This is a genomic window from Glutamicibacter uratoxydans, from assembly GCF_006539925.1.
Classification (GTDB): domain Bacteria; phylum Actinomycetota; class Actinomycetes; order Actinomycetales; family Micrococcaceae; genus Glutamicibacter; species Glutamicibacter uratoxydans.
In genome coordinates this window covers 322,008-347,325 of record NZ_BJNY01000001.1, presented here as the reverse complement: position 1 = coordinate 347,325, position 25,318 = coordinate 322,008, and the positions used below count along the sequence as shown (strand labels likewise).

25 protein-coding genes and 1 other RNA gene are annotated in these 25,318 nt (G+C 62.6%); 14 read left to right on the top strand and 12 right to left on the bottom strand.

Annotation, left to right across the window (positions count from 1 at the left end; genetic code table 11):
- Window positions 1-6 precede the first annotated feature (6 nt).
- Complete coding sequence (locus AUR04nite_RS01790) at window positions 7-738, bottom strand: FadR/GntR family transcriptional regulator (protein WP_141361324.1); 732 nt, start codon at window positions 736-738, stop codon at window positions 7-9.
- Window positions 739-945: 207 nt separating this feature from the next.
- Between AUR04nite_RS01790 and gndA the strand changes: the two genes are divergently transcribed.
- Complete coding sequence (gndA, locus tag AUR04nite_RS01785; RefSeq protein WP_141361322.1) at window positions 946-2,385, top strand: NADP-dependent phosphogluconate dehydrogenase; 1,440 nt, start codon at window positions 946-948, stop codon at window positions 2,383-2,385.
- An 80-nt stretch (window positions 2,386-2,465) separates the two neighbouring features.
- On the opposite strand, the gene AUR04nite_RS01780 is transcribed toward gndA, so the two are convergent.
- A complete protein-coding gene (locus tag AUR04nite_RS01780; RefSeq protein WP_141361320.1) occupies window positions 2,466-3,053 on the bottom strand; it encodes a TetR/AcrR family transcriptional regulator in 588 nt (195 codons plus the stop codon).
- A 102-nt stretch (window positions 3,054-3,155) separates the two neighbouring features.
- Here AUR04nite_RS01780 and AUR04nite_RS01775 point away from each other — a divergent pair, with 102 nt between their 5' ends.
- The 3 genes from AUR04nite_RS01775 to AUR04nite_RS01765 are packed head-to-tail and all read left to right on the top strand — an operon-like array spanning window position 3,156 to window position 5,266.
- Window positions 3,156-3,542 carry a DUF1304 domain-containing protein gene (locus AUR04nite_RS01775; protein ID WP_141361318.1) on the top strand — a complete coding sequence of 129 codons (387 nt, stop codon included), beginning with the start codon at window positions 3,156-3,158 and terminating at the stop codon, window positions 3,540-3,542.
- Window positions 3,543-3,599: 57 nt separating this feature from the next.
- A complete protein-coding gene (locus tag AUR04nite_RS01770) occupies window positions 3,600-4,610 on the top strand; it encodes an NADP-dependent oxidoreductase (protein WP_141361316.1) in 1,011 nt (336 codons plus the stop codon).
- A gap of 44 nt (window positions 4,611-4,654) precedes the next feature.
- Window positions 4,655-5,266 (top strand): class I SAM-dependent methyltransferase, encoded by a 612-nt coding sequence (locus tag AUR04nite_RS01765; protein WP_141361314.1) that lies wholly within the window; start codon window positions 4,655-4,657, stop codon window positions 5,264-5,266.
- Between the two features lie 14 nt (window positions 5,267-5,280).
- On the opposite strand, the gene AUR04nite_RS01760 is transcribed toward AUR04nite_RS01765, so the two are convergent.
- Complete coding sequence (locus AUR04nite_RS01760) at window positions 5,281-5,808, bottom strand: hypothetical protein (RefSeq protein ID WP_141361313.1); 528 nt, start codon at window positions 5,806-5,808, stop codon at window positions 5,281-5,283.
- A 165-nt stretch (window positions 5,809-5,973) separates the two neighbouring features.
- On the opposite strand from AUR04nite_RS01760, the gene AUR04nite_RS01755 reads away from it, so the two are divergent.
- Entirely contained in the window at window positions 5,974-7,524 is a 1,551-nt protein-coding gene (locus tag AUR04nite_RS01755) for a carbohydrate-binding domain-containing protein (protein WP_170184037.1), read from the top strand.
- A 33-nt stretch (window positions 7,525-7,557) separates the two neighbouring features.
- Here AUR04nite_RS01755 and AUR04nite_RS01750 read toward each other — a convergent pair whose 3' ends face one another.
- Entirely contained in the window at window positions 7,558-8,061 is a 504-nt protein-coding gene (locus AUR04nite_RS01750; RefSeq protein WP_141361309.1) for a GNAT family N-acetyltransferase, read from the bottom strand.
- A 1-nt stretch (window position 8,062) separates the two neighbouring features.
- Window positions 8,063-10,327, bottom strand: a complete 2,265-nt coding sequence (locus AUR04nite_RS01745; RefSeq protein WP_141361307.1) for an ATP-binding cassette domain-containing protein — start codon at window positions 10,325-10,327, stop codon at window positions 8,063-8,065.
- A gap of 442 nt (window positions 10,328-10,769) precedes the next feature.
- Here AUR04nite_RS01745 and AUR04nite_RS01740 point away from each other — a divergent pair, with 442 nt between their 5' ends.
- Complete coding sequence (locus tag AUR04nite_RS01740; protein WP_141361305.1) at window positions 10,770-12,050, top strand: dicarboxylate/amino acid:cation symporter; 1,281 nt, start codon at window positions 10,770-10,772, stop codon at window positions 12,048-12,050.
- A gap of 66 nt (window positions 12,051-12,116) precedes the next feature.
- On the opposite strand, the gene AUR04nite_RS01735 is transcribed toward AUR04nite_RS01740, so the two are convergent.
- From AUR04nite_RS01735 to msrA, 4 genes are all read right to left on the bottom strand, one after another.
- The gene (locus AUR04nite_RS01735; protein ID WP_141361304.1) at window positions 12,117-12,323 is read right to left on the bottom strand and encodes an alpha/beta fold hydrolase; all 207 of its coding nucleotides are present in this window, start codon (window positions 12,321-12,323) and stop codon (window positions 12,117-12,119) included.
- Between the two features lie 111 nt (window positions 12,324-12,434).
- Window positions 12,435-13,019 carry a serine O-acetyltransferase EpsC gene (gene epsC / locus AUR04nite_RS01730; protein WP_141361302.1) on the bottom strand — a complete coding sequence of 195 codons (585 nt, stop codon included), beginning with the start codon at window positions 13,017-13,019 and terminating at the stop codon, window positions 12,435-12,437.
- A gap of 168 nt (window positions 13,020-13,187) precedes the next feature.
- Window positions 13,188-14,123 (bottom strand): cysteine synthase A, encoded by a 936-nt coding sequence (gene cysK / locus AUR04nite_RS01725; RefSeq protein ID WP_141361300.1) that lies wholly within the window; start codon window positions 14,121-14,123, stop codon window positions 13,188-13,190.
- A 131-nt stretch (window positions 14,124-14,254) separates the two neighbouring features.
- Window positions 14,255-14,782 carry a peptide-methionine (S)-S-oxide reductase MsrA gene (gene msrA, locus AUR04nite_RS01720; protein WP_141361376.1) on the bottom strand — a complete coding sequence of 176 codons (528 nt, stop codon included), beginning with the start codon at window positions 14,780-14,782 and terminating at the stop codon, window positions 14,255-14,257.
- Window positions 14,783-14,913: 131 nt separating this feature from the next.
- On the opposite strand from msrA, the gene AUR04nite_RS01715 reads away from it, so the two are divergent.
- Complete coding sequence (locus AUR04nite_RS01715) at window positions 14,914-15,867, top strand: Nif3-like dinuclear metal center hexameric protein (protein WP_141361298.1); 954 nt, start codon at window positions 14,914-14,916, stop codon at window positions 15,865-15,867.
- A 12-nt stretch (window positions 15,868-15,879) separates the two neighbouring features.
- A complete protein-coding gene (locus tag AUR04nite_RS01710) occupies window positions 15,880-16,272 on the top strand; it encodes a VOC family protein (RefSeq protein ID WP_141361296.1) in 393 nt (130 codons plus the stop codon).
- A gap of 63 nt (window positions 16,273-16,335) precedes the next feature.
- On the opposite strand, the gene AUR04nite_RS01705 is transcribed toward AUR04nite_RS01710, so the two are convergent.
- The gene (locus tag AUR04nite_RS01705; protein WP_141361294.1) at window positions 16,336-17,139 is read right to left on the bottom strand and encodes a YaaA family protein; all 804 of its coding nucleotides are present in this window, start codon (window positions 17,137-17,139) and stop codon (window positions 16,336-16,338) included.
- A gap of 143 nt (window positions 17,140-17,282) precedes the next feature.
- Here AUR04nite_RS01705 and AUR04nite_RS01700 point away from each other — a divergent pair, with 143 nt between their 5' ends.
- From AUR04nite_RS01700 to AUR04nite_RS01675, 6 genes are all read left to right on the top strand, one after another.
- The gene (locus AUR04nite_RS01700; protein ID WP_141361292.1) at window positions 17,283-18,710 is read left to right on the top strand and encodes a dihydrolipoyl dehydrogenase family protein; all 1,428 of its coding nucleotides are present in this window, start codon (window positions 17,283-17,285) and stop codon (window positions 18,708-18,710) included.
- A 58-nt stretch (window positions 18,711-18,768) separates the two neighbouring features.
- Window positions 18,769-19,124: RNase P RNA component class A (rnpB, locus tag AUR04nite_RS01695), an RNA gene on the top strand.
- A gap of 185 nt (window positions 19,125-19,309) precedes the next feature.
- Window positions 19,310-20,767, top strand: a complete 1,458-nt coding sequence (locus tag AUR04nite_RS01690) for a glyceraldehyde-3-phosphate dehydrogenase (protein ID WP_141361290.1) — start codon at window positions 19,310-19,312, stop codon at window positions 20,765-20,767.
- Window positions 20,768-20,958: 191 nt separating this feature from the next.
- Window positions 20,959-21,534, top strand: a complete 576-nt coding sequence (locus AUR04nite_RS01685) for a hypothetical protein (protein ID WP_141361288.1) — start codon at window positions 20,959-20,961, stop codon at window positions 21,532-21,534.
- Window positions 21,531-22,112 (top strand): hypothetical protein, encoded by a 582-nt coding sequence (locus AUR04nite_RS01680; protein WP_141361286.1) that lies wholly within the window; start codon window positions 21,531-21,533, stop codon window positions 22,110-22,112. Before AUR04nite_RS01685 ends, AUR04nite_RS01680 begins: the two co-directional genes overlap by 4 nt.
- Window positions 22,113-22,124: 12 nt before the next feature.
- Entirely contained in the window at window positions 22,125-23,180 is a 1,056-nt protein-coding gene (locus AUR04nite_RS01675; protein WP_141361285.1) for a winged helix DNA-binding domain-containing protein, read from the top strand.
- On the opposite strand, the gene def is transcribed toward AUR04nite_RS01675, so the two are convergent.
- The gene (gene def / locus AUR04nite_RS01670; protein ID WP_141361283.1) at window positions 23,177-23,749 is read right to left on the bottom strand and encodes a peptide deformylase; all 573 of its coding nucleotides are present in this window, start codon (window positions 23,747-23,749) and stop codon (window positions 23,177-23,179) included. The genes AUR04nite_RS01675 and def overlap by 4 nt on opposite strands.
- A gap of 24 nt (window positions 23,750-23,773) precedes the next feature.
- The gene (locus AUR04nite_RS01665; RefSeq protein WP_141361281.1) at window positions 23,774-24,922 is read right to left on the bottom strand and encodes an acyl-CoA dehydrogenase family protein; all 1,149 of its coding nucleotides are present in this window, start codon (window positions 24,920-24,922) and stop codon (window positions 23,774-23,776) included.
- Window positions 24,923-25,318 lie beyond the last annotated feature (396 nt).

Here is a 25,318-nt window from a genome sequence, read left to right as displayed (position 1 = left end):
CGCGGCCTACTTGGGCTTGGATGCGTCGACGAAGAGCCGCTGCTCGTCTTCCCAGAGTCCCGAGATTTCATTGTGAGTGCGGCGCATGATGCTTTCCATGTTGCGCCGGGCCGCGGCTGGATCCGCGTTGGAGATCGCGTCGGCCACGGACTGGTGCCAGAGCAGCGCCTCCTCGTGGGGGCGTTCGGGCATCAGGCCCAGATCGGTGCGGCCACGTAGGATCGCTCCGATGGGTGTGGCGAGGTTTGCGAACATTTCATTGCCGGAGGCCGCGAGGACCGCGGCGTGGAAGCGGATGTCCAATTCAAGGAAACGACGCAAATCGCCCATGCGGCCATAGTGGTTCATCTGGGCCGAAAGGAGCATGAGTTCCTTGCGCAGGGCCTCAGGGGCGACCTCGGCGGCCAGCTCGGCTGCCATCGGCTCCACCGCAATGCGCAATTCTGTCAGCGAGCGCAGCTGGGCGCCGCGGTGGTCGCTGGCCAGGCGCCAGCGGATGACGTGGTCGTCATAGGGGTTCCAGTGCTCGGCGCTGAGGACTCGGATGCCGACGCGCTTGGTGCTGTTCACGAGGCCGCACTGGGCCAAAACGCGCACCGCCTCGCGGATGACCGAACGGGAAACTTGAAGTTTTTGCTCTAGGTCGGCGGCCAGAATGATGGAGCCACGGGGGATTTGTCCACTGACGATGCGAGAGCCGAGATGCTCAACCACATGAGCGTGCAGACTAGTTGCCATACGGCTAGTTTAGTCACAGTGTGCCAGAACCGGAGAAACTTGATGCTTAAACAACAGATTAAAATCTGATTTATTTGGGCCTCGGGTCTGGGAATCGCCCGGCGAATCCTAGTAGGATGGAATGGTCACGTTGTCGTGATCAGGGACCGTGACTACCCCGGTCTCTATTGCGCCTCAACTCCCCGTAATTGATGGAGACTTATTTTTATGCCTGCACAGATTGGTGTCACAGGTCTGGCCGTGATGGGCGCGAACCTCGCACGGAACTTCGCCCGCAACGGTTACACCGTAGCCCTGCACAACCGTTCGGTCGCCAAGACCGACGCGCTGCTTGCGGCCCACGGCGACGAAGGCGACTTTATCCGCACCGAAACCCTGGAAGAGCTCGTCGCCAACCTCGAGTCCCCGCGCCGCGTCATGATCATGGTCAAGGCCGGCGGACCGGTGGATTCGGTCATCGACCAGCTGGTTCCGCTGCTGGATGAGGGCGACATCATCATCGACGGCGGCAACTCGCACTACACCGACACCCGCCGCCGCGAAGCAGCTCTGGCGGAAAAGGGCCTGCACTTCGTCGGCGTCGGCGTTTCCGGCGGCGAGGAAGGCGCCCTGCTGGGCCCATCGATCATGCCCGGCGGCTCCGCCGAATCCTACAAGGCCCTGGGTCCGCTGCTGGAGAAGATCTCTGCCAAGGCCGATGACGGCACCCCATGCTGCGCCTGGATCTCCACCGACGGCGCCGGCCACTTCGTGAAGATGGTCCACAACGGCATCGAATACGCCGACATGCAGGTGATCGGCGAAGCCTACGACCTGCTGCGCAGCGCCGCCGGCCTTGAGCCTGCTGCCCAGGCGGAAATCTTCTCGCAGTGGAACGAAGGCGAGCTCTCCAGCTTCCTGATCGAAATCACCGCCGAGGTGCTGGGCCACGTAGACGCCGCCACCGGCAAGCCGCTGGTGGATGTCATCCAGGACTCCGCAGGCCAGAAGGGCACCGGCCGCTGGACCGTGCAGTCCGGCCTGGACATGGGCTCGCCGGTCTCCGCCATCGCCGAGTCGGTCTTCGCCCGCTCCCTGTCCTCGCAGCGCGAGATCCGCGCCGTGGGCCAGCAGGTGCTCGCCGGCGAAACCACCGAGGTCACCCTGCCGGAGAACTTCGTCGAGGACGTGCGCCAGGCATTGTTCGCCTCGAAGCTGGTTTCCTACGCGCAGGGACTTGACATGCTGACTTCCGCCGCCGGGGAATACGGCTGGGAGCTGAAGCTGGATGAGATCGCCGGCCTGTGGCGCGAAGGCTGCATCATCCGCGCAGCGCTGCTCAAGGACATCATGGCCGCCTACAAGGGCGACGCCCAGCCAGCGAACCTGCTGTTCACCCCTGCCTTCTCCGAAGCGATCGCCAAGGCGCTTCCGGCATGGCGCCGCGTGGTGGCTATCGCCGTGCAGCTGGGCATCCCGGCGCCGGTGTTCTCCTCCTCGCTGGCCTACTATGACGGCCTGCGCCGCGACCGCCTGCCTGCAGCTCTGACTCAGGGCCTGCGCGATTTCTTCGGTGCGCACACCTACCGCCGCACCGACAAGGAAGGCACGTTCCATACCCTATGGAGCGGCGACCGCACCGAGATTGCTGCTGAAGATACGCACTAATCTCCAAACTCCATGACGGCTGGCGGCACCTGCGGGTGCCGCCAGCCATTTTTATGCCTTCAAAGCGCCGGGCGCCCAGGCTATTGATGCTCCATGCGTGCAAGCTTCTGCGCGGCGTGAATGAGCGAAACCGCCTCGGCCTGGCTGATGCGCACCATGGTGAAAGCCGCGATGACCAGCCCGGTGACCGAGTCTGCAATGAGCTGCTGCAGTCCGGCGGGAAGTTCCGGGCTGGCTGCCTGCAATCCGCGGGAGAACGCTGAATGCAGTTCGGCCCGGTAGGCGGAGATCGCCTGCGTGACCTGCTCATCGTGGGCAATTGGCGCGGCTGCGCTGTTGATCAGCAGGCATCCATGGGCGGCTGGAAGCGATTGGGGCTGTTTGAAGGCGCGGATGATTGATTCCAGGTAGTCATCGAGGGCTGCAGGGGCAACCTCGGGACCGAGCAGCGGGCGAAGCCTGGGGCGGATGAGCTCCTCAAGGTAGCTGTCCACGGCGGCGTCGAACAACCCGCGTTTGGAGCCGAAGGAATTGTAGATGCTCGACCGGCTCAGTCCCGTGGCGGCTTCCAGCTCGGGAACCGACGCTGATTCATAGCCGCGCGACCAGAACACCGCGCGGGCCTGGCGAATGACTTCCGCTCGATCGAAGGCCAATGTTCTTGGCATCACAACTCCACTTCTTTCTGTAACGACTATTTCAGTATATATTGGAATGGTCATTACAGATACATGCCGTGGGAACGATCCCACTGACCGAAAGCGGTGGCCATGCTTGTTGCAGCTCAAATTCTCAGCCTGATCGCAGCACTCATCCACGTGTACATCTTCCTCATGGAGTCCCTGTGGTGGGAACGGCCGCAAACCCGCAAGGTCTTTGGCACCAGCGAACAGGAAGCCAAAAGCACCAGTGCGCTCGCATTCAACCAGGGCTTCTATAACCTGTTCTTGGCGATCGGCGCCCTGGTGGGGCTGGCATTCTTTATTGCCAGCCAGCCGCTGATCGCCGCAACGCTGCTGTATACGTCCCTGGGTTCAATGGCCGCAGCGGCCGCGGTGCTGATTATTTCAAGCCCCGACAAGGCTTCCGCGGCCGTCAAGCAGGGGGCCGCGCCGCTGTTAGGGCTGATCGCGCTCCTGCTGGCTCAGGCGCTATGAGACTGTTCCTGTGATGACCCAAACCTCGAATTGATCCTCCTGAACTAAAGGACCGCCTTGACCCACCTAAACAGCACCCAGATCCTACTCGCCTCCCGGCCCACCGGATGGCCGACCGGTGAAAACTTCGAAGTGCGCACCGTTCCGCTGGCCGAACTCGCCGACGGCCAGGTCCGCGTACGCAACGAGTTCATCTCCGTCGACCCCTATATGCGCGGACGGATGAACGACACCCGATCCTATGTGGCGCCGTACCAGATCGGAGGACAGATCAGCGGCGGCGCCGTTGGCGAAGTAATTGAATCACGCGCCCCCGAACTGCCGGTCGGAACGCTGGTCCTGCACCAGCACGGCTGGTCAGACGTGGTGCAGGCGGACGCCGCCGCCTTCAGCCTGGTGCCGAAGATCCCCGGCGTTCCCAACTCACTGCGGCTTCACATGATGGGCATGACGGGGCTGACCGCCTGGGTCGGCCTGAAGGTGGTCGCCCAGATGAAGGCGGGGGATACTGTGTTCATCTCCGGCGCCGCCGGTGCTGTGGGCACTGCGGCAGGACAAATTGCGAAGCTGCTCGGCGCTAAGCGCGTGATCGGCTCCGCAGGCAGCGATGCCAAGGTGCAGCTGCTTAAGGACAAGTACGGATACGACGCAGCCTTCAACTACAAGAACGGAGATATTTCCGGCCAGCTTCACGCACTGGCCCCCGAAGGGATCGACGTGTACTTCGACAATGTGGGCGGGGAGCACCTGGAAGCGGCCCTGGACGCCTTCAACGACGGAGGACGAGGCGCACTGTGCGGGGCCATCTCAAGCTACAACTCCACGCAGCCGAGCCAGGGGCCAGGGAACCTGGCGAATATGATCACCCGTGGCCTGAAGCTCCAGGGCTTCACCCTGGCCAACTATCTGGAGCACGCCGGCGAATTCTCGTCCCAAATGGGCCAGTGGTTTGCCGAAGGCAAGATTGCCTATGACGAGACCATCGTCGAGGGCATCGAGCACACCGTCGAAGCATTCATCCAGATGATGCAGGGCAAGAATGTCGGCAAAATGCTGGTGCGCATCTAGCCTGGTGAAGAAGCCGGCGCCAGAGGCATGAGACACTGTAGGCCATGAACGGACCTACAGAAAACAAATGGCTGGCCGCCGTCCGCGAGAATCCGCAGCATTCGCAAAAATTTGCCCAGCGCTGGCACGCCCTTCAAGCAGACGGCGTGGACATCTACGGCGAAGCCAGAATGGCCGATGCCATGGTTGAGCGGCGCAGCCGCATCCTGGATGCAGGATGCGGCTCGGGGCGGATCGGCGGCTGGCTGGCCCGGCAGGGGCATGCAGTGGTCGGCGTCGATATCGATGCTCATCTGATCGATGTGGCCCGAGATGACTATCCCGAGGCGCAATGGGTTGTGGGAAGCCTTGCCGATTTTGAACTTCCTTCTGCCGATTCAACGGAGCAGAAGGAATTCGACCTAGTCATCAGCGCCGGAAACGTTCTCACCTTCTTGTCGCTGTCCGAGCGCGTTCCATCGCTGGCCCGCCTGCGCGATGTGCTGGCACCGCAGGGCAGGCTGGTGGTGGGGTTCGGCGCCGAACGGGACTACGACTTTGAGCAGTTCCGCCTCGATGCCCGCAGCGTCGGGCTGGCCATCGACAACGAGTATTCAACCTGGCAGATGAATGCTCCCAGCGAAGAGTTTCTGGTGGCGGTGCTCAGCCGCGGGTAGTCAGCCGAGGCAGGCTACTTCGCCGGCTCAGCGTCGAAGACTGTCAGCCAGGCCGTTTCGCCTGGTTCAATCTGAAGCGTCGCAGTTTCTACGGAGTTTCCCGCGGCCACATCAAACACCGTTGCCCCCGAGTGTCTTTCGTTGCACTTGCTGCTACCGGATATTCCGGATTTCTCCAGCGTCAGATCCCATGTGGCGCTGCCGGTACAGGTAATGGCAATGCCCAGCCGGGTCGTTGTCTCTGGCTGCTCCTTGATCTGGTGGCTCATTGGCCCGTTCTGCTTGATGCTCCCGATAATCTGCGCTTTGGGGTAGGTCGCCAGAATCTCCTTGGCCTGCATTGCATAAACCTGCTTCGAGTTCGCATCCGGAGCTTCGGTCTCTGCTGGAGTTTCCGCCAGCGTTTCCTCGGCAGTGGGCGGGGCCGATTCCTGCGAGGGCGTCGGGCTGGCCGCCGGAGGATCAGCTTCAGTGCAGCCCGATATTGCGAAAATGGCGATGGCGACAGCCGCTGCCGCAACGAGTCGTTGTTGGCTCTTCATAGCTGAATCCTAGCCTCACTAGTAGATAAAAAATAGAGCGGCGATAGCCTGAAGAGTTGATCGGATTCATATATAGAACACGCAGGGCAAACAGGGGCACCACAGCAGCCCGCCAGAAGATGGAATAGTCCAAGAAATTCGTCCACCCGCGACAAGGAATATTCCGTGCGTTCGACCTCCCGCCTTAGGGCCGCACTGGCAGCGGCAGCGCTGGTGCTCGCCCTGTCACTGGCGGGCTGTGTTTCAGATCCGGCGCAGACCGTCGCAGACGTCACCGGCAGCAACACTGTGCAAAGCGAAGCGCTGACGATCGAATCGCCTGACCACAGCTTTGTTCCGCTGGGCAAGGTCAAGGAAGACACCGGATTCGTGCCGGCGGACTTGGCTGCGGCTTCTGGGCCGGAAACCAGCATTGCCCTGCGCAATGACGGCACCACCGCCCACGGGCAGCTGGCCGACTCCGTCCGCAACACGGGAAACACCGTCACCATTACCCGCGGCGGAACCTACAGGATCAGCGGTTCGCTGCGCGCGGGCCAGTTGCGGGTCGACGCAGCAGACGGCACCCCGGTCAAGCTGGTCTTCGACGGGCTGCGCATCGAGTCCGTCCAAGGCCCTGCGGTGAAGATCCAGCACGCCAGCAAGGTGGTACTCGAACTGGCAGAAGGAAGCAGCAATTCCCTGTCCCACAGCGCGCATGCCGCCAGCAACCAGCCGGCCGTGCAGGAGGCGGTGCTGTCCTCGCTGGCGAACTTGGCAATCACCGGCAGCGGGGCACTGGATGTCAGCGCGGAGTACGGCGAAGGCATCCGCAGCGCCCAAGGCCTACTGCTGGCCGGCGGGAAGGTGACGCTCAGGGCCGCCGGCGACGGGCTCTCGGGCCAAAAATACGTCGCCATGCTCGGCGGAAACTATGCACTTACCTCCGCCGCGAACGCGATTCATGCCGCAGGCACCACGGCGCAGCCCACTGGATGGTTCCACCAATATGCCGGGCAGCTGAGCATCTCCGCATCAGCCAGCGGCATTTTCGCGGCCGGCAAGCTGGAGATCAGCTCGGGCAGCCTGCTGATCAGCGAATCGATGCAGGGCCTGCACAGCCCCGCCATCCAGATTTCCGGCGGCCATCAAAGCATCTTCGCTGACAAGCAAGGCATCGTCGCGCAACAGCAGCTGTCCCGAACCGCCGGCGCGGTGCTCAAGAACAAGGACGCCGCCCCTGCAGTGCCGCAGGCCTCGGCCACCGTAAGCGGCGGGGACATGTCAATCTTCAAGGCAGCCACAGCCATCGACAGCGATGGAGACATCAGCCTGGAAGGCGGGCAGATTGTGGTGGCAGCCGCTGACGCGGCCATCGGCCAAGTGCTGCGGGCTCCCGGCAAGATCAGCATCAACGATGCGGTGCTGGCGGTGGCCGGGCCCCAGGACGAGGCACCGGTTCTGTGGCCGGATACGGGACAGAACACCATTGACGCGCACTTCGATGCCGCGCCGCCGATCGGCACATCCGTGCTGGTACTCGACTCTGCCTCGACGGTCATCGCCTCGCTGCCGGTGGGCAGATCCGTCAACCAGCTGCACGTCACCAGCGGGAAGCTGAAAGAGGGCGAAAGCTATCAGCTCTATGCCGGCGCACCGCATAGGCCCGGCAGCACACTGGACCTGGAACATGCCGGCGCGCTGATCCATCTTGGCGCCGACGCTGCCCACCGCTAGCAGACGCCGTCCGGCGCGCGGGTGGAGCAGGCACTAGGCGCCGCGTACCATCCGGGCGTCGATGATCTCCGGGGCGTGCGGGTCGCTGACTTCCTCGCCGTCGAACTCGAAGCCGTTGCGCAGGTAGAACGCGATGGCCCGGGGATTCTCCTTGGCGACCCACAGCACCGCCGGATCGCCGCCGAGCACCTCGTCGAGCAGCCGCTGGCCCAGGCCGGTGCCGTGGTGCTCCGAGAGCACATACAGGCTGTAGAGCTGCAGGCCGGCGGCATGCACCGCGCCGCGGTGGGCATTGGGCGGGCCGGCGAAGCCAAAGCCGAGCAGCGCTCCCGAATCATCCTGCGCCACCTTAAGCCGCAGGGCCGGGTTGTCGTCGGCGAGCGCGCGGTTCCAGAAAGCCAGGCGGGCAGCATAGTTCTGTTCGCTGAAATATCCTGCAGGCAGCAGGCTCGTGTAGGTCTGCTGCCAGGTGAGCCAGTGCAGGTCTGCCAGCGCCTGGGCGTCGTCTGGTCCAGGGGTGCGCAGGTCCACGCCCATGCTAGTTCCCTTCCACGTACTGGCTCAGGTGCACACCGGTGAGCGAGCCGGCCGCCGCCAGCTGGGCGGGGGTTCCCTCAAAGACGACGCTGCCGCCGTCGTGACCTGCGCCGGGGCCCAGGTCGATGACCCAGTCGGCGTGCGCGATGACCGCAAGGTGGTGTTCGATCACGATCACGGTGTTGCCCTCGTCGACCATTTCATCCAGCAGCGCCAGCAGGCGCTGGACGTCCGCAAGGTGCAGGCCGGTGGTCGGTTCGTCCAGCACATAGGTTCCGGCACCCTTGCCGAGGTTGATGGCCAGCTTCAGGCGCTGGCGCTCGCCGCCGGAGAGGGTGTTCAGCGGCTGGCCGAGCTTCAGGTAGCCCAGGCCCACCTGGTTCAGCCGCTCAAGCAGGGCGGCTGCCTTCTTGATTTTCAGCTGTCCCAGGGCCTGCTCGATGCTCAGGTCCAAGACTTCTGCGATGTTCAGGCCGTCCAGGGTGTAGGCGAGCACCTCGGGCTTGTAGCGCTTGCCTTCGCAGATTTCGCAGGGCAGCGCCACCCCTGCCATGGACACCAGGTCGGTGTAGGTGAAGCCGACGCCGCCGCAGTGCTCGCACGCGCCCTCGGAGTTGGCGCTGAACAGCGCCGGCTTGACGCCGTTGGCCTTGGCGAAGGCGGCGCGGATGGGGTCCAGCAGTCCGGTGTAGGTGGCAGGGTTGGAGCGGCGCGAGCCGCGGATGGGGGACTGGTCCACCACGGCGACGTCCTCGCGCTTGGCGATGGTGGAGTGGATCAGCGAGGACTTGCCGGAGCCTGCCACGCCGGTGACGGCGCACAGCACCCCGGTCGGGATGTCCACGCTGACGTTCTTCAGGTTGTGCAGGCTGGCCCCGCGGATTTCCAGCGGCGCCTGAGGTGCGCGCACCGAGTCCTTGAGCGGGATCCGGGTGGAGAAGTGCCTGCCGGTGGCGGTTTCGGATTCCAGCAGGCCTGCCACGTCGCCCGAATACATCAGGGTGCCGCCGTGCACGCCGGCCCCGGGGCCCAGGTCGATGACGTGGTCGGCGATCTTGATGACCTCCGGCTTGTGCTCGACCACCAGCACCGTGTTGCCCTTGTCGCGCAGGTCGGCCAGCAGGTGGTTCATGCGGGTGATGTCGTGCGGGTGCAGGCCGATGGTCGGTTCGTCGAACACGTAGGTGACATCGGACAGGGCGCTGCCTAAGTGGCGGATCATCTTCACGCGCTGCGCCTCGCCGCCGGAAAGCGTGCCAGCCGGGCGGTCCAGGGAAATGTAGCCGAGGCCGATCTGCACCATTGCTTCGAGGACCGCGCTCAGGTTGGCCAGCAGCGGGCCTGCGGCCGGGATGTGCACGCCGCCCAGCACCTCCAGCAGGTCGGAGACCTGCAGCGCCGTCATGTCTGCGATGCCCAGTCCTGCCAGCTTCGAGGCGCGGGCCTTTTCGCCCAGGCGCGAGCCGCCGCAGGCCGAACAGGGGGCGGTGGTGGAGATGCGGGCGATCCAGTCGCGGATGTGCGCCTGCTTGATCTCGCGGCCGGAGTGGATGTAGGTGGTTTTGATGCGGGTGATCAGCCCGGAGTAGCTCATGTTGGCGCCGTTGAGCTTGACCTTGCCCGCCTCGGCATAGAGCAGCCGGTCCAGCATGTCCTTGGGCATGTCCCTGAGCTTCACGTCCAGGTCTGCCTGGGTGCCGGCGGTCAGCGTCTGCCAGAGCCAGGCGCCGGGGGCGAAGTTCGGGGCGTTGATCGCTCCCTCATTCAGGGTCTTGTCCCAGTTGAGCAGTTCGTCCAGGTCGATGCTAGCTTCGGTGCCGAACCCTTCGCAGGTGGGACAGGCCCCTTCGCCCAGGTTGAAGGAGTAAGCCCCGGCCCCGCCGGCACTGGGCGTGGAGTAGCGGGAGTAGAGCACGCGCAGCAGGGAGTAGGCGTCGGTGGCGGTGCCCACGGTGGAGCGGGAGTTTGCGCCCATGCGCTCCTGGTCCACCACGATGGCAGCCGACAGGTTCTCCAGCACTTCGACATCGGGCCGCGGCATGGAGGGCATGAAGGTCTGGACGAACGACGTGTAGGTTTCGTTGATCAGGCGCTGGGATTCGGCGGCGATGGTGCCGAAGACCAATGAAGACTTGCCGGAGCCGGACACTCCGGTGAATGCGGTGATGCGGCGCTTGGGAATGTCGACGTCGACGCCTTTGAGGTTGTTTTCCCTGGCTTGGCGGACGCGGATGGTGTCATGGGTGTCGGCTGGGTGCTGGCTCATGGTTCCAAGCCTACGCAATGCGCCGCGCCGCGGTGGTGAACAATTTGCGCCGAGTCCCAGATCGGCAGGGAATTGCGCGACCAGCCGACTCCTGCCCGGCCGCACGGCTGCCACAAGTTTGCCAAGCCGCCCAGATCCTGTAAGCGATGGATCGGTAGAGGAAAATTTTTTCCGGCGGCCGTCGGCGAACAGCAGGCAAATATTCGGTTAAACCGTAGAACCGCTAAGGCCGCTTCTGACCAGTGTGTTCCTTCACTATGGAATCGTCGACGCGGAGTACAGCCTCTATAAGAAACATTTGCTTCATTTTTTGGCGATTCATTGTGCGCTCATAGGATTTCGGTGTAACGCAGGTTACGCATATCATGGACAAGTCGTGCGCTGCGACACAACCCGCAGCCGCGATAAGACGCTCTCAGAACTCGTACCCATAAGGAGCTCCATGAAGCTGCTGAAATCCGTTCCCCTGCTTGGTTGGATCATCCTGGCCATCGTGCTGGGAATCCTGCTTGGTCCGGTCATGCCCCTATGGCTCGGAAGCGCATTCCTGACCTATAACTCGATTTTCTCCGGCTTCCTGGGCTTCGTGGTTCCGCTGATCATCTTCGGCCTGGTAGCTCCGGCTATCGCCGAACTTGGCAAGGGCGCTGGCAAGTGGCTGGGCATCACCGCGCTGATCGCCTACGGCTCCACCATCGCCGCTGGCCTGCTGGCCTACTTCGTCTCGCGCTGGCTGTTCACCGCTCCGCTGTCCGGCGGCGGCGTCGAAGCCATCGGCGAGGGCGAAGCATCTGGCTTCGAACCATACATCACTCTGGTCAAGGCGGCCGGAGATTCGGCCACCGAAATCGTCATGCCTCCGGTCCTGGATGTGATGTCGGCACTGGTGCTCGCCTTCATCATCGGCGTGGGCATCACCTCCTTCCACTCCAAGGTGCTGTTCCGCGGCGTGGTCGAATTCCGCACAATCATCGAAGCTGTCATCCGCCGCATCGTGGTTCCGGCGCTGCCGCTGTTCATCTTCGGCATCTTCATGGACCTGTCGGCCAGCGGCTCGGCAGTCACCGTGATCACCAAGTTCCTGCTGGTTGCCGTGGTCTCCTTCGTGCTGACCCTGGTCGTGCTGCTGGTGCAGTACTCCATTGCCGGCGCAATGAACAAGCAGAACCCGCTCAAGTCGCTGTGGAACATGCGCGACGCCTACTTCACCGCGCTGGGCACCTCATCCTCGGCCGCAACCATCCCGGTGACCCTGGCTTCCACCAAGAAGAACAAGGTCTCCGACGCGGTGGCAGGATTCGTGGTGCCGCTGTGCGCCACCATCCACCTCTCCGGCTCGATGGTGAAGATCACCTGCTTCTCCATCGCCGTGCTGCTGCTGACCGGCGGGGACGTCTCCTTCGGCGCCTACTTCCCATTCATCCTGATGCTCGGCGTCATGATGGTCGCCGCTCCTGGCGTCCCTGGCGGCGCGATCGCAGCGGCCGCCGGCCTGCTGGTGCAGATGCTGCACTTCGGCGAGGTCGAGGTGGGTCTAATGTTCGCCGCCTACATCGCGCTTGACTCCTTCGGCACCGCCACCAACGTGACCGGCGATGGCGCCTTGGCGATGATCATGAACAAGCTGACCCGCGGCAACCTGGGCACCCAGGCACAGGATCCAGAAGACGAGATCGTCGAACTGGCCGACGGCACCGAAACCGGTTCCGGCGCACTGGCCTAAAGCATCTAGCTGACAAGAAAGAGACGCACAATTGTGCGTCTCTTTCTTAGTTTAAGTGCTATGGAGCTAGATGCCGGCGGCGTCGAAGACCACGTCCGGGTGGGTCCACAGCAGCGCCCCGCCGGCCTCGGGAAGCACCTGGCGGTCGGCGCCGGGAATCCGCGAGGCAAGAACCGCTCCGTGATCGGGCGAATGCACCTGGTCTCGGGCACCGAAGAGCAGGTGCACCGTGATGTTGAGGGCTCCCAGATCGAGCCCCCAGCGGTCTGCCAATTGAGTCGCATCAGGGGATCCAAAAGGGAAGCAGTCCGAGAAACTATGCCCTTAACCAAGAATGGAGGGCGCCTCCACAGCGGGAAGCGCCCTCCAAAATAGGTTCACCGATTAGATCCACATGGCCGGGTCGATGTACTCGGCTGGGTCGACCGCAGGCTGGCGTTCTTCCGGCTTGCGCGGACGGTTCTGCGCAGGAATGCCGGTGACGATCGAGCCTTCTGGAGCGTCCTTGACGACCACAGCATTTGCACCCACCGCCGAATCGGCCCCGATGTAGATCGGGCCGAGCACCTTGGCTCCGGCGCCGATGACCACGCGGTCGCCGATGGTCGGGTGGCGCTTGACCTTGGCCAGTGAGCGCCCGCCGAGGGTCACACCGTGATACAGCATGACGTCATCGCCAATCTCAGCGGTCTCGCCGATCACGATGCCCATCCCGTGGTCGATGAAGAAGCGGCGTCCGATGGTCGCCCCGGGATGGATTTCGATGCCGGTGATGGCCCGATTGGCCTGGGAGAGCAGGCGTGCAGGCCACTTCAGCGACGGGTTCTGCCACATCTTGTGGGCCAGCCGGTGAAGCCAGATCGCATGCAGGCCGGAATACACGAAGAAGTTCTCGACATCGCTGCGGGCAGCTGGATCGTGCGTTCGCGCATTGGCGAGGTCTTCACGTAGCCGGGAGAAAAAACTCATGAGTACTACCTTAATGGTTGGTCGCAACATGTGCGGAATATTGAGTAGTCACACAACAAATCGGCGCGAGCTGCACCGAGGGGTTCTCATAAGTCCCAACGGTGGCTCGCGCCGATTTATTCTCTGCAGGGCGGATTATTTTCATAATTCTGCGCCCTGCAGGGACTGCTAGCCGCGAATGTCGTCGAAGAGCAGGGTAGAAATGTAGCGTTCGCCGAAGTCTGGAACGATAGCGACGATCTGCTTGCCGGCGTTTTCTTCGCGGGCTGCGATCTGCAGTGCGCCCCAGACGGCTGCGCCGGCGGAAATGCCGCCGAGGATGCCTTCCTTCACGCCCAGTGCACGGGCGGTGGCTACAGATTCTTCCAAGCCTGCGTCCAGCACTTCGTCGTAGAGCTCGGTGTCCAGAACCTCAGGGATGAAGTTCGCGCCCAGGCCCTGGATCTTGTGCGGGCCTGGCTTGCCGCCGTTGAGGATCGGCGAATCCTTGGGCTCCACTGCAACGATCTGCAGGTTGGCGTTCTGTTCCTTCAGGTAGCGGCCGGCGCCAGTGATGGTGCCGCCGGTGCCGATGCCTGCAACCAGAACGTCGACCTTGCCCTCGGTGTCTTCCCAGATCTCAGGGCCGGTGGTGTCTGCGTGCACCTGTGGGTTGGCCACGTTGGTGAACTGCTGTGCCCAGATGGCGTTCTCGGTGGTGGCCACGATCTCCTTGGCCTTCTCCACTGCACCGCGCATGCCGTCGGCGCCCGGGGTCAGCACGATTTCCGCACCGAAGGCGCGCAGCATAACGCGACGCTCGGTGGACATGGTCTCAGGCATGGTCAGGATGACCTTGTAGCCGCGGGCTGCGCCGACCATGGCCAGGGCGATGCCGGTGTTGCCGGAGGTGCCTTCGACGATGGTGCCGCCTGGCTTCAGCGCGCCGGATGCCTCGGCGGCGTTGACGATTGCTACACCAATGCGGTCCTTGACCGAGTTGGCCGGGTTGTAGAACTCCAACTTGACGGCGACGTTGCCTGGCAGGCCCTCAGCGAGGCGGTTCAACTTGACCAGTGGGGTGCCGCCGACGACCTCGGTGACGTTGTTGTAGATCTTGCCCATCTTGAATGCAATCCTTACGTGGCTTAGCGCCCTCGCTTGGAAGAAGCGAGGTGATTCTTGTGGAGGAGCCCCGGCGGTGGCCCGGGCTCTCCGATTGGTTCGTATCTAACCCTAGTATCCGGAATTCGGGCTCAGCCCTCGTTTAGCCATTCAGCGTAATATTTCCTGATCTTTGCGAGCTTTGGGTCGATGATGACGCGGCAATAACCGACATCTGGGTTCTCAGAGTAATAATCCTGATGTATTTGCTCTGCTGGGTAGAAATCTTTCGACTCCTCAATTGTCGTCACCAGCGGATTGGGATATATTGCGCCGAACTTTTCCAAGGCCGCGGTGAACTGCTCACGCTGGTGCTCATCGAGCGGGAACATTGCCGAACGATACTGGGTGCCCACGTCGTATCCCTGGCGGTTGAGCGTCGTCGGATCGTGCACCGTGAAGAACATGTCCAAAATGACCTCTGCGGGAACAACGTCCTGGTCGAAGATGACGGTGGTCGCTTCCGCATGGCCGGTCGTACCGGTGCAGACCTCCCGGTAGTTCGGATCCTTGGTGTGCCCGCCGATATAGCCGGAAATCACCGCGGCGACGCCCTTAGTGCGCTGGTAGACGGCGTCCAGGCACCAGAAGCAGCCGCCCGCCAAGACGAACGTGGTCAGCTGCTTCCCGTCGACGTCCAATGACGGGGTGAAATGATGCGGGGATTGAATGCTGAGAGTACTCACAGTGTTCATAACGTTGCGGCGTTGCATTCTGTTCCATAGACACAGCCAGCACGTAGTCTTGGAGTATGCAGAGCAAGGCAAATAACTCGCAAGATCTACAGAAGACGCAGTCTTCTGCGGAACCTGCTGCGCTCAAGCCGGTCGGCGACCCCGTTGCCGAGCCACTTGTTGAGGACTCGACGCAGACTGCTGCCACATTAGGCAACGTGCTCGAAGCAGCGGAGGAACTCTGGCCAAAGTCCTTGGCCGAAGACTGGGATGCCGTCGGACTGGTGACAGGCCGCACGGGTCAGGAAATCAAGAAGATAATCTTCGCCGTCGACCCGACGCTCGAAGTGATAGAAGACGCGATTTCCCGCGACGCTGATCTGCTGATCACGCATCACCCGCTGCTGCTGCGCGGAGTGACGCAGGTGGCAACCACGAATTTCAAGGGCGAAGCGATCCACCGGCTGATTGAAACCGGCACCGCACTGCTCACGGCCCACACCAATGCCGACAGTGCCATCGGCGGTGTCAACGATGCGCTCGCCGACGCCTTCGGGCTCAAGGACTGTGTTCCGCTGGTTGAATCCAAGGACGGCCTGCCCGAAGAGGGACTGGGCCGAGTCGGGTTCCTTGAGAAGCCGATGAAGCTTGAAGACTTTGCCCAAAGGGTCTTCACCGTTCTGCCCGCAGTGGCCGGCGGGGTGCGCGTGGCAGGCGACAAGCACGGACTGGTGCGCAAGGTGGCATTGTGCGGGGGAGCAGGCGACTCCCTCTTCGACTCGGTGCGAAGCCACCAGGCTGACGTCTATGTGACTGCCGATCTGCGCCACCACCCGGCCAGCGAAGCGAAGGAAGCGGCCAATGGAGGCTTCCCCTACCTGATCGACGTCTCGCATTTCGCCTCGGAATGGGTCTGGCTGTCTGCCGGCGCCAAGGCCTTGGAGAACGTGCTGCGCGATTTGGGGCATGAGGTGCAGGTCGAGGTGTCCCAGGTGAATTCCGACCCGTGGGATTTCGTCCTCACCCCATAGCGGCAGGTGCGCATGCTCCACCACATTGAACTATGGGTCGCCGATCTGGCCGCCAGCACCTCGACCCTGGGCTGGCTGCTGACACAGCTGGGCTTCGAGATCGACTCGACGTGGCCGCAGGGCACCAGCTACCGGTGCGCCGACTTCTACATCGTGCTCGAATCCGGCCCGGATGTTCTTCCAGCGCGCCATGAACGCTGCCGGCCGGGCTTGAACCACCTGGCCTTCACCGCTGGCAGCCGGGAAGACGTCGAGCACCTGGCGGGGCAGGCGGTGCAGCGGGGCTTTGAACTGCTCTTCCCCCAGCTGCATCCATTCGCCGGGGGAGCGCAGCACTATGCCGCCTATCTTGCAGATCCTTCGGGATTTGAAATCGAACTGGTGGCACGGGACGACAAGCAGTAGAACTAGAAAGCACGCCATGCTCTGGGAAAAATCCCGGAGCAGGGCGTGCTTTGCCATCCGGTCCTAGGCGGCTGTGTCCACCTGTGACTTGTTCACCGTCGTGAACTTGTGGTCCTCGGGCAGCAGGATGTTCAGTGCCGTGCCCTTCTTGTCCTGGACCAGGCTGGCATCCCAGCGCGTGCTGACCAGATCAAGCAGCTCCTGCGGCGAAGCAGGCTCCGTGTCCTGCTGCAGCAGGAATCGGGCCACCTCCCCGCGGGTGTGCTTGGCGAAATGGGACACGACCTTAGGAACGCCGTTGCGCAGCTGGAAGACATTGACCGCTACGGTGTTGCCGTTCTTCGGCTTATAGGCGGCAGCATAGGTGCTCGACCGGGCATCGATGATCAGCTGGTCTCCGGCGGCCTCATCCAGTACTGGAGTCAGGCGCTTTTTCCACCAGCTGGCCAGCTTTCCCAGCGGTTCAAGCTTCACCGACATGGACAAACGGTACGGCGGAATGCGATCGCAGAAGCGCACAGCTCCCCACAGCGCAGAGATGACAATGACGCTGTCATCCGCGCGCTGCTGGGCGGCGGCGTCCAGGGATGAATAACCTAAGGCTTCGAAGAGGACGCCCGAGTAGACATCATGGGCCTGGGCCGCAGGCTCGGTGTGCAGAGAAATATTTCGGCTGACTTCTTGGGCCAGGGAAGCGCCGACGCCCAGCAGCTCCATGGCGTCCGGGCGGGCGGAGATTTCCGCCAGCGATTCCAAGACCAATTGGCGGTCCTCGCTCAGCTGCGCAAAGCCCAGCGCATTGATGTCAAACGGCGCACCATGGGCGTGGGCGGTTTTACCTTCTGATGGGGGCAGCAAAATAAGCACGCCTTCAAGCATATCTTCCGGCCCTGCGACTTTAGCCGAAGAACACCTGCCAGAGGCAGCCTGCCCCTGTACCAGCGGCATCCGGCTCACTACGCTGAAGGCAGGTTCGAGTACCGAAGAAACCACTGAGCCTAGGAGTGCAGATGCCGAATCCAGATCCTGAAAACACCGACTTTGACGTGATCGTGCTGGGCGCCGGGCCGGCTGGGGAAAACGTCGCCGACTACTGCGTCCGCGCAGGCCTGAGCGCCGCCATCGTGGAATCAGAATTGGTGGGCGGAGAATGCTCCTACTGGGCCTGCATGCCCTCCAAGGCGCTGCTGCGCAGCGGTCAGGTGTTGGACGCCGCGCGCCGGGTGCCCGGTGCACAGCAGGCAGCCACCGGAGCCATCGACGCCGCAGCAGTGTTCACACGGCGCGACTACTTCACCAGCGGCTGGAAGGACGCCGGCCAAGTAGAGTGGCTCCGCTCTGCCGGCATCACCCTGCTGCGCGGGTACGGACGACTGGCAGGGCCTGGCAAGGTCAGCATTGCCGGCGCGGTCCACACGGCCCGGGCCATCGTCGTCGCCACCGGCTCACGACCGGTGCTTCCGCCGATCCCGGGCCTGGCAGAAGCCCAACCCTGGGATACCCGCGACGCCACCTCGGCCCAGCAAGCGCCGCCGCGGCTGATCATCATCGGAGGCGGCGTGGCAGGCGTTGAAATGGCAGCAGCCTATGCCTCCCTCCCATCCACGGTTACGATTCTCGCCCGAGGAAAGCTGCTGAGCGCAGAAGAACCTTTTGCCGGGCAGCTGGTGGCCGAATCGCTGCGCTCCCATGGCGTCCAGGTACACCTCGATACGACGCCGGTGAGAGTGGACCGGGACAAACAGGGGATCGTCCAAGCAGCGCTCGCCGACGGGCAGGTGCTGCACGCGGAGCAAATCCTGGTGGCCACCGGCCGCCGCGCAAACACTGCCGATCTGGGTCTCGAAGCGCTTGGGATGGATCCGGAGTTGCTGCGCCAGGTCGACGATACGCTGCTGGTGCCCGGCACCGACTGGCTGTATGCGGTGGGCGATGCGAACTCCCGCAGCCTGCTCACCCACCAAGGCAAATACCAGGCCAGGGCCGCGGCCGCTGCGATCGCGGCACGGCTGAACGGCGGAGCCGCGGACACCGCGTCATGGTCCGCAGCCGTGGCCAGCGCGGACCATGTTGCCGTGCCGCGTGTGGTGTTCAGCGACCCGCAGGTTGCCGCGGTGGGCCTGACCTCCACGCAGGCAAAGGACCATGGCTTCGATGTTGTGGTGGTCGAACACGATCTGGGAGCCGTGGCTGGAGCCAGCCTGCACGCCGATTGCTATGCGGGCCGGGCTTGCCTGGTAGTGGACACCTCGCGTTCGGTGCTTCTCGGCGCAACCTTCGTGGGGCAGGACGCGGCTGAGCTGCTGCATGCGGCCACCATTGCCATCGTGGGCCAAGTGCCGCTGCAGCGCCTGTGGCATGCGGTGCCGGCTTATCCGACGATCAGTGAAATCTGGCTGCGGCTGCTGGAAGACTACTTCTACCCGCCGAAGATGTGAGCGACCCTGCACGCGGTGTGCGCGGTACCGCCTGTCAACGCATTAGAATGGAAGCGAATGGGATGGCTAGACGGTCGCGTGGCAAGTAATTGTCCCGAGGAACGTCCGGGCTCCACAGAACTGGGTGGTGGGTAACGCCCACTCGGGGTAACCCGCAGGCTAGTGCCACAGAAAGTAAACCGCCAGGCTTCCTGGTAAGGGTGAAAGGGTGGTGTAAGAGACCACCAGCATCCTGGGTGACCAGGATGGCTAGGTAAACCCCACTCGGAGCAAGGTCAGACAGACTGCGTCATGAGGGCTGTTCGCCCCAGCAGTCGGGTGGACCGCTAGAGGCTGTCGGCAACGGCAGTCGTAGATAGATGACCGTCACCGTCTTGGACGGGACAAAACCCGGCGTATCGGCCATCCCATTCATCACATTGTCACGGTGAGATGATTCACAATAATCGCTCTCCGTAAAATCACAGCACCGACTAGAATAGAAGACGTACTTACGGGGATGATCCTGCTACCCCGTGCCACCGCAAAAGCAATGGTGCTTCTCTCGGTGCCAACCGGCTTCATGGATCTGCGAGCCGGCTGAATTGGAAGGATTCTCTGTGACCCAGCAGTCTGTCGTTGCCCAGGAAGAATGGAGCGGGCGCGAAGAGCTCGCCGAGGCCATGATTCCACAGATCGGACGTCTTAACCGCAAGAACAACGTGGTGACCTCGATCTACGGCCGCAAGCTGATCAACCAGTCCGCTATCGACATCATCAAGGCACACCGCATTGTGCGCCGCATCGAAGGTGCCGAGCTGGATCTGAACGCCACCAAGGCAATTCTGGACGTTGTCGAAGAGCTGAACGTCGGTTCTGTTTCTGTTGACCTGGGTCGACTGAACAAGAAGTTCGTCGAATCCGGCGCTGCAGACCTGAAGGAGTTCGTCGCAGCTGAGCTGGGCGAAAAGGTCGGCCAGGCTGGCGCCACCGACGCTGAGCCACAGGACGTCGTCCTCTACGGCTTTGGCCGCATCGGCCGCCTGCTGGCCCGCATCCTCATCGAGCGCGGCGGCTACGGCCTGCGCCTGCGTGCCATCGTCGTCCGTAAGGGCGCAGCCAACGACCTGGTCAAGCGCGCTTCGCTGCTGCGCCGCGACTCGGTGCACGGCAAATTCGACGGCTCGATCACCGTTGACGAGGAAAACAACACCATCCTCGCCAATGGCACCCTGATCCAGGTCATCTACTCGAACGACCCATCCACCGTCGACTACACCGAATTCGGCATCGACAACGCGATTGTCGTTGACAACACCGGCATCTGGCGCGACGAGGCTGGCCTGTCCAAGCACCTCGAAGCCAAGGGCGTTTCCCGCGTTCTGCTGACCGCACCGGGCAAGGGCGACCTGAAGAACATCGTCCACGGCATCAACGATTCCTGGATCACCGCAGATGACAAGATCCTCTCCGCAGCATCTTGCACCACCAACGCCATTACCCCGGTCCTGAAGGCCCTGAACGACAAGTTCGGCGTTTCCCACGGCCATGTTGAGACCGTTCACTCGTTCACCAACGATCAGAACCTGATCGACAACTTCCACAAGGGCGAGCGCCGCGGCCGTTCGGCGGCGCTGAACATGGTGCTCACCGAGACCGGTGCTGCCAAGGCTGTTGCCAAGGCCCTTCCGGAGTTCGCTGGCAAGCTGACCGGCAACGCCATCCGCGTACCAACCCCGGATGTCTCCATGGCGATCTTGAACCTGAACCTGGAGAACGAGACCACCAAGGAAGAGCTGAACGACTTCCTGCGCGAGACCTCGCTGACCTCCAGCCTGCACAAGCAGATCGACTACATCGATTCGCCTGAGGTTGTCTCCACCGACTTCGTCGGCTCGCGCCGCGCCGGCATCGTCGATGGTCTTGCCACCATCGTTTCCGGCAAGAACGCCGTCGTCTACGTTTGGTACGACAACGAGTTCGGCTACTCCTGCCAGGTAGTCCGCGTGATCGAAACCATCGCCGGCACCCACCCAGCAGCTGTTCCAGCACTGAAGGCCGAGGCTGTCAACGCCTAAGCGTTCGCTAGAGCCAAAGCGAAGGACCCCAACCGCAAGGTTGGGGTCCATCGCTTTAAGCACCCCCTTGTCAGCGGGTTGATAGTGATGGAATACTCGGCCACAACAAGCTGTAACGGTGCGAGGCGAAGGCGGGGCGGCCAATGAGAATTCCGGAAGGTTCAATTCATCCGTCGTCATGGCCGCAATCGATGTCTCTTCAGCTCGATGGGCTGCCACACCACATTCTTGAGCTGCTGTACCTGCGCAGGGCGTGGGGCATCGCCGCGGACATTGCACTGCCCGGGTTGGATCCGCTGCCCCAGACCGGGGCCTCGAAACTTCCCTGCGACCCTGAGAAGTTCCTCTGGGAAGTGCGGTGGAAAAAGAAGTGGAAACAGGTATGGAACGCACAGGTCGCTGGCCAATTCCGGGTGCCCGGCACTGCCATCCTGTCTACCGGCAGCGGCACCGGAAGATACCCCGAATTCTGGCGGGCTGAATTCGGCGTCTCCGGGTTCGACCAGGAGGCCTTCGAAGGCTGGGAACAGCACATCCACGAATCTTCTGGCCGGCAGCTGCTGCAGGCCGCACATCACGAGCAGGTCGAGCCGGTGATCATCGCCGCCTGGGAACGCGGACTCAAGCACGTGACAGCACTGCCATGGCAGGGACAGATTTCCCTGCGCCTAGGCGAGGGCCACCTGGTGACCACCTTGGGCACACTGGATGACGCGCAGCAGTTCCGCACCGCCTTGGCGCAGTGGATCAAGGACAAGCCGCTATGAGTATGCACCGCGGCATTGTTGTCAATGACGTCGACTATCCGATGTTCCTCCTGCTGTACGTGCGGGAAATCAAATCGCTGGCCAACGATATCCAGCTGCCCGCTCTTCACCCAGCGCCGGGCCCGGAACAGCTCCTTCCCGCCGCTGAAGAACACGTCCATGCGCTGAGCGCGATGTGGAGAAGGCTGTGGCTCCAGGCTTGGTCTGCCAGCAGCGGCGAAGCGGCCGCCGTGCCGGGGACGAACCAGAAGAGTGAGCCATTTTCACAGGCGATGGCCGACGGGGAACCTACCCCTTGGCTGTGGCCCTCCGGTTCCCCGGAAGAAGCGGTCAACATGGCGGCCTTCGAACAATGGTATGACCAGGTCTTGTCCCAGCGCCGGCTGGTCAATTGGCGATCACTGGGCGCCGTGATGGACCAGGCCTTCGATGCCGGGCTGGAGACGGTGTACGTCCTTCCCTTGGAAGGGTTCTACCAATTCAAGGTCAACCGGCGGTGCCTGGTGGTTTCAGCCCAGGTGCTCGGCCGGCAGGAATGGCTTGAGCGTGCGCTGCGCCAATGGCTGGCCTCCGAATAGCAGGGGGCGGGGATGACGAGCCGCAACGAGGTGTCCGGGCTGCTGCAGTGGCGGATGCGCAGCCAGCTGCTGATAGAACCGGCAGGAACCATCAGCGCCGCCGTCAGCAGGATGCTGGCAGTCCAGTCCCAAGACCTTGCCGCCGGGAGGTACGCGGTGGCGCAGCGGGCCTCTAAGCAATGCACTCGTGCTGAGGTTGACGCCGAATTCAACGCAGGCGCCATCGTCCGAGCATGGACGATGCGCGGGACACTGCATATCTGCGCGGCAGAAGACTTCCATTGGCTGATCGCCGCGACACGGGAACGCACCGTGGCAGCCCTGGCTTCCCAGCGCGGAAAGCTGGGCATCACCGCCACAGATAGTGGCCGCGCCGAAAAAATCATCGGCGAGCACCTGCAGGAGCACGGCTGCGCGAGCCGGAGCGAACTGCTGCGGCAGCTTGCGGATCACGGGGTCAACGTCGAAGCCCAGCGCGGCTACCATCTGCTCATGGCGGCAGTACTGGACGGCTTGATGTGCCTAGGCCCGGTCCCTGCGGCATCCGGGCTCAGCGCGCAGAACTTTGTGCTGGCAGATGCCTGGATCAAGCACCCGCGCACGGTGGCCTATCCGATCCAAGAATTGGTCATGCGCTATCTGGGCGGGCATGCTCCCGCCAGCGCCAGGGACATCGCGTGGTACACCGGGCAGACGCTGACCAGCATTCGGCAGGCAATTGCCCAGCTGGGAGACCAGCTCGCCGCCGCGGCGCACAACGAACGTGGCGAAGAGCTCTACGCCGCCGCCAGCCAGACGGAACTCTGGGAGGCGCAGAAACAGCACAGTCTGGGGCAGCTGCCGTTGCGGCTGCTCGGGCCCTTCGACGAGTACTACCTGTCCTATGCCGACCGGAGCCCCGTGGCCGATGATGCTGTGCGCTCACAGATCGGCCCTGGCAGCAACGGAATGGTCAAAGCCTTCTGGCTGCGCCAAGGCCGGGCTGCCGGTCCTTGGAATGCAGATGCAGCGCCAACCGATCGACTCGGTGCGGCGCTGCATCAGCGGTATCTGGGTTTCAGGACCTAGTGGCCGAACGGATCCTCATCGGTGCCCGGCAGCCAGGTATTGCCCGGCACGCCCCATCCCAGCGACTTCTTTGCCTTGTTCCACCGCTTGTCCCAGCGCGGCTGCAGCTTGTCCACATACAGGAAGCCGTCCAGGTGGTCGTACTCGTGCTGCATGATGCGCGCAAACCACCCATGGGCCTCGAAGGAGACAGGATTGCCGAACTCGTCGAAGCCTTCAACCTTGGCATAGTCCGCGCGCTTGAGCGGATAGTTCAGGCCTGGCACCGACAAGCAGCCCTCAGACTCCTCGTCGACGTCTGCAGGAGCCTGGGACACCTTGGACAGGGTCAGCTTCGGGTTGATCACCACGCCGCGTTCCGGTGCGTCATTCTGGTCCGCGTAGACGTAGGTGAACAAGCGCAGCCCGATGCCGATCTGCGGCGCGGCCAGACCCACGCCATGTGCGGCGTCCATGGTGACGTGCATGTCGGCGACCAGCTGGCGCAGCTCGTCGTCGAACTCGGTCACCTCCAGCGCGCGGCGGTGCAGTACTGGTTCTCCGTAAACGGTGATCTGCCGGATAGGCACGTGATCGAGTCCTTTCAAAAGTGCTTAGAGTGCTCGTCCAATAGTTTCACGCATGATCTCACTTGTGCCACCGAAGATGGTCAGCAGGCGTGAAGCGGTGAAGGATTGGGCGATCGGGTACTCCATGATGTAGCCGTAGCCGCCATGCAGCTGCAGTGCCCGGTCCGTGAGCCTTTTCGCGCTTTCACTAGCCCAAAGCTTGACCTCCGCTGCTTCTGATTCGCTCAGTTCGCCGTCGTTGAACGCCAGCACCGCACGATCGACAAATGACTGGGTGACATGCGACTCAGTCTTCAGATCGGCAAGTTCAAAACGCGTGTTCTGGTACTCGGTCAGCGCCTGGCCGAAAGTTGAACGATTCGAGGCATGCTCATGGGCCTGCTCAAACGCCGCGGTGCAGATTGCAGAAGCTGCCACGGCCAGAGCTAGGCGCGCCTGCGGCAGCTGCTCCTTGACGTACCTCAGTCCCTGGCCGACCTCGCCAATGCGGTCGGCATCAGACACTCGTACTTCGTCGAAGAACAGCTCTGCAGTGTCGGATGCGCGCAGCCCCATCTTGTCGAAAGGCTGGCCGTTCGAATAGCCCTCGGAACGTTCCACCAGGAACAGGCTGAAAGACTCGGCTCCTGCCCGCGAGGTTTCCCCGTCGGTGCGGGCAAGCACCAGTGCTGCATCGCCGTGGGCGCCATTGCCGATGAACGTCTTCTGGCCGCTGATCAGCCAATCCTCGCCGTCGCGCATCGCCTTGGTGCGGACGCCGCGCAGATCCGAACCTGCTCCGGGCTCGGTGAAAGCACAGGAGGTAATGGTCGATCCGTCAACGAACCGAGGGAGCCAGCGGGACTTCAGATCCTGCGATCCGTAGGCCAAGAGGTAGGGCAGTACCAGGTCATCATGCAGGTGCAATGCCAAGGCCACCGCCAAGTGGCCCGAACGCACGAATTCTTCATCCAGCACTACGCGGAAGCGGTAGTCGTCAATGCCCATGCCGCCGAACTCCTCCGGCACGGCCAAGCCCAGCAGGCCGTTCTCACCAGCAGAACGCCACACCTCGCGAGGAATCTGGTGGTCCTTCTCCCACTGTGCGTACTTACCGGAAATCTCTCGTGAGTTGAACTCCGCAGCCAATTCGCGGAACTGTTCATGGTCTTCTTCAAAAAGCGCGCGCTTCACCGGTCCGTACCTTTCGGGGTCTGAATGAGGGACACTGCCACCTGGAACAGCGGCAGCTCAACAATCGCTATGCGGGTCGATAGCCTGCTGACTTAGTACATCCCATTATGGTCGCAACCGGCCACCGACGCCTATTTGCCGAGAATCATCCCCAATCCGCGTCATTTTTACGCAGAAAGTCTCAAAAAACACGGGGCTAGACCAAAACCACAACGCCATTCGAATATAAGTTCGAATATGGTTCGCCATGTAGCGCAACATAACTTAACGACAAAGTGCCAGCGCTGAACGCTGGCACTTTGAATGTATCGGTCAAGAAATCAATGAATCCATGCGAGTGAAACAAAGAATCAATCCATACGTCGCCCGACCGCTACTGGGATCCCCCCAAGAACC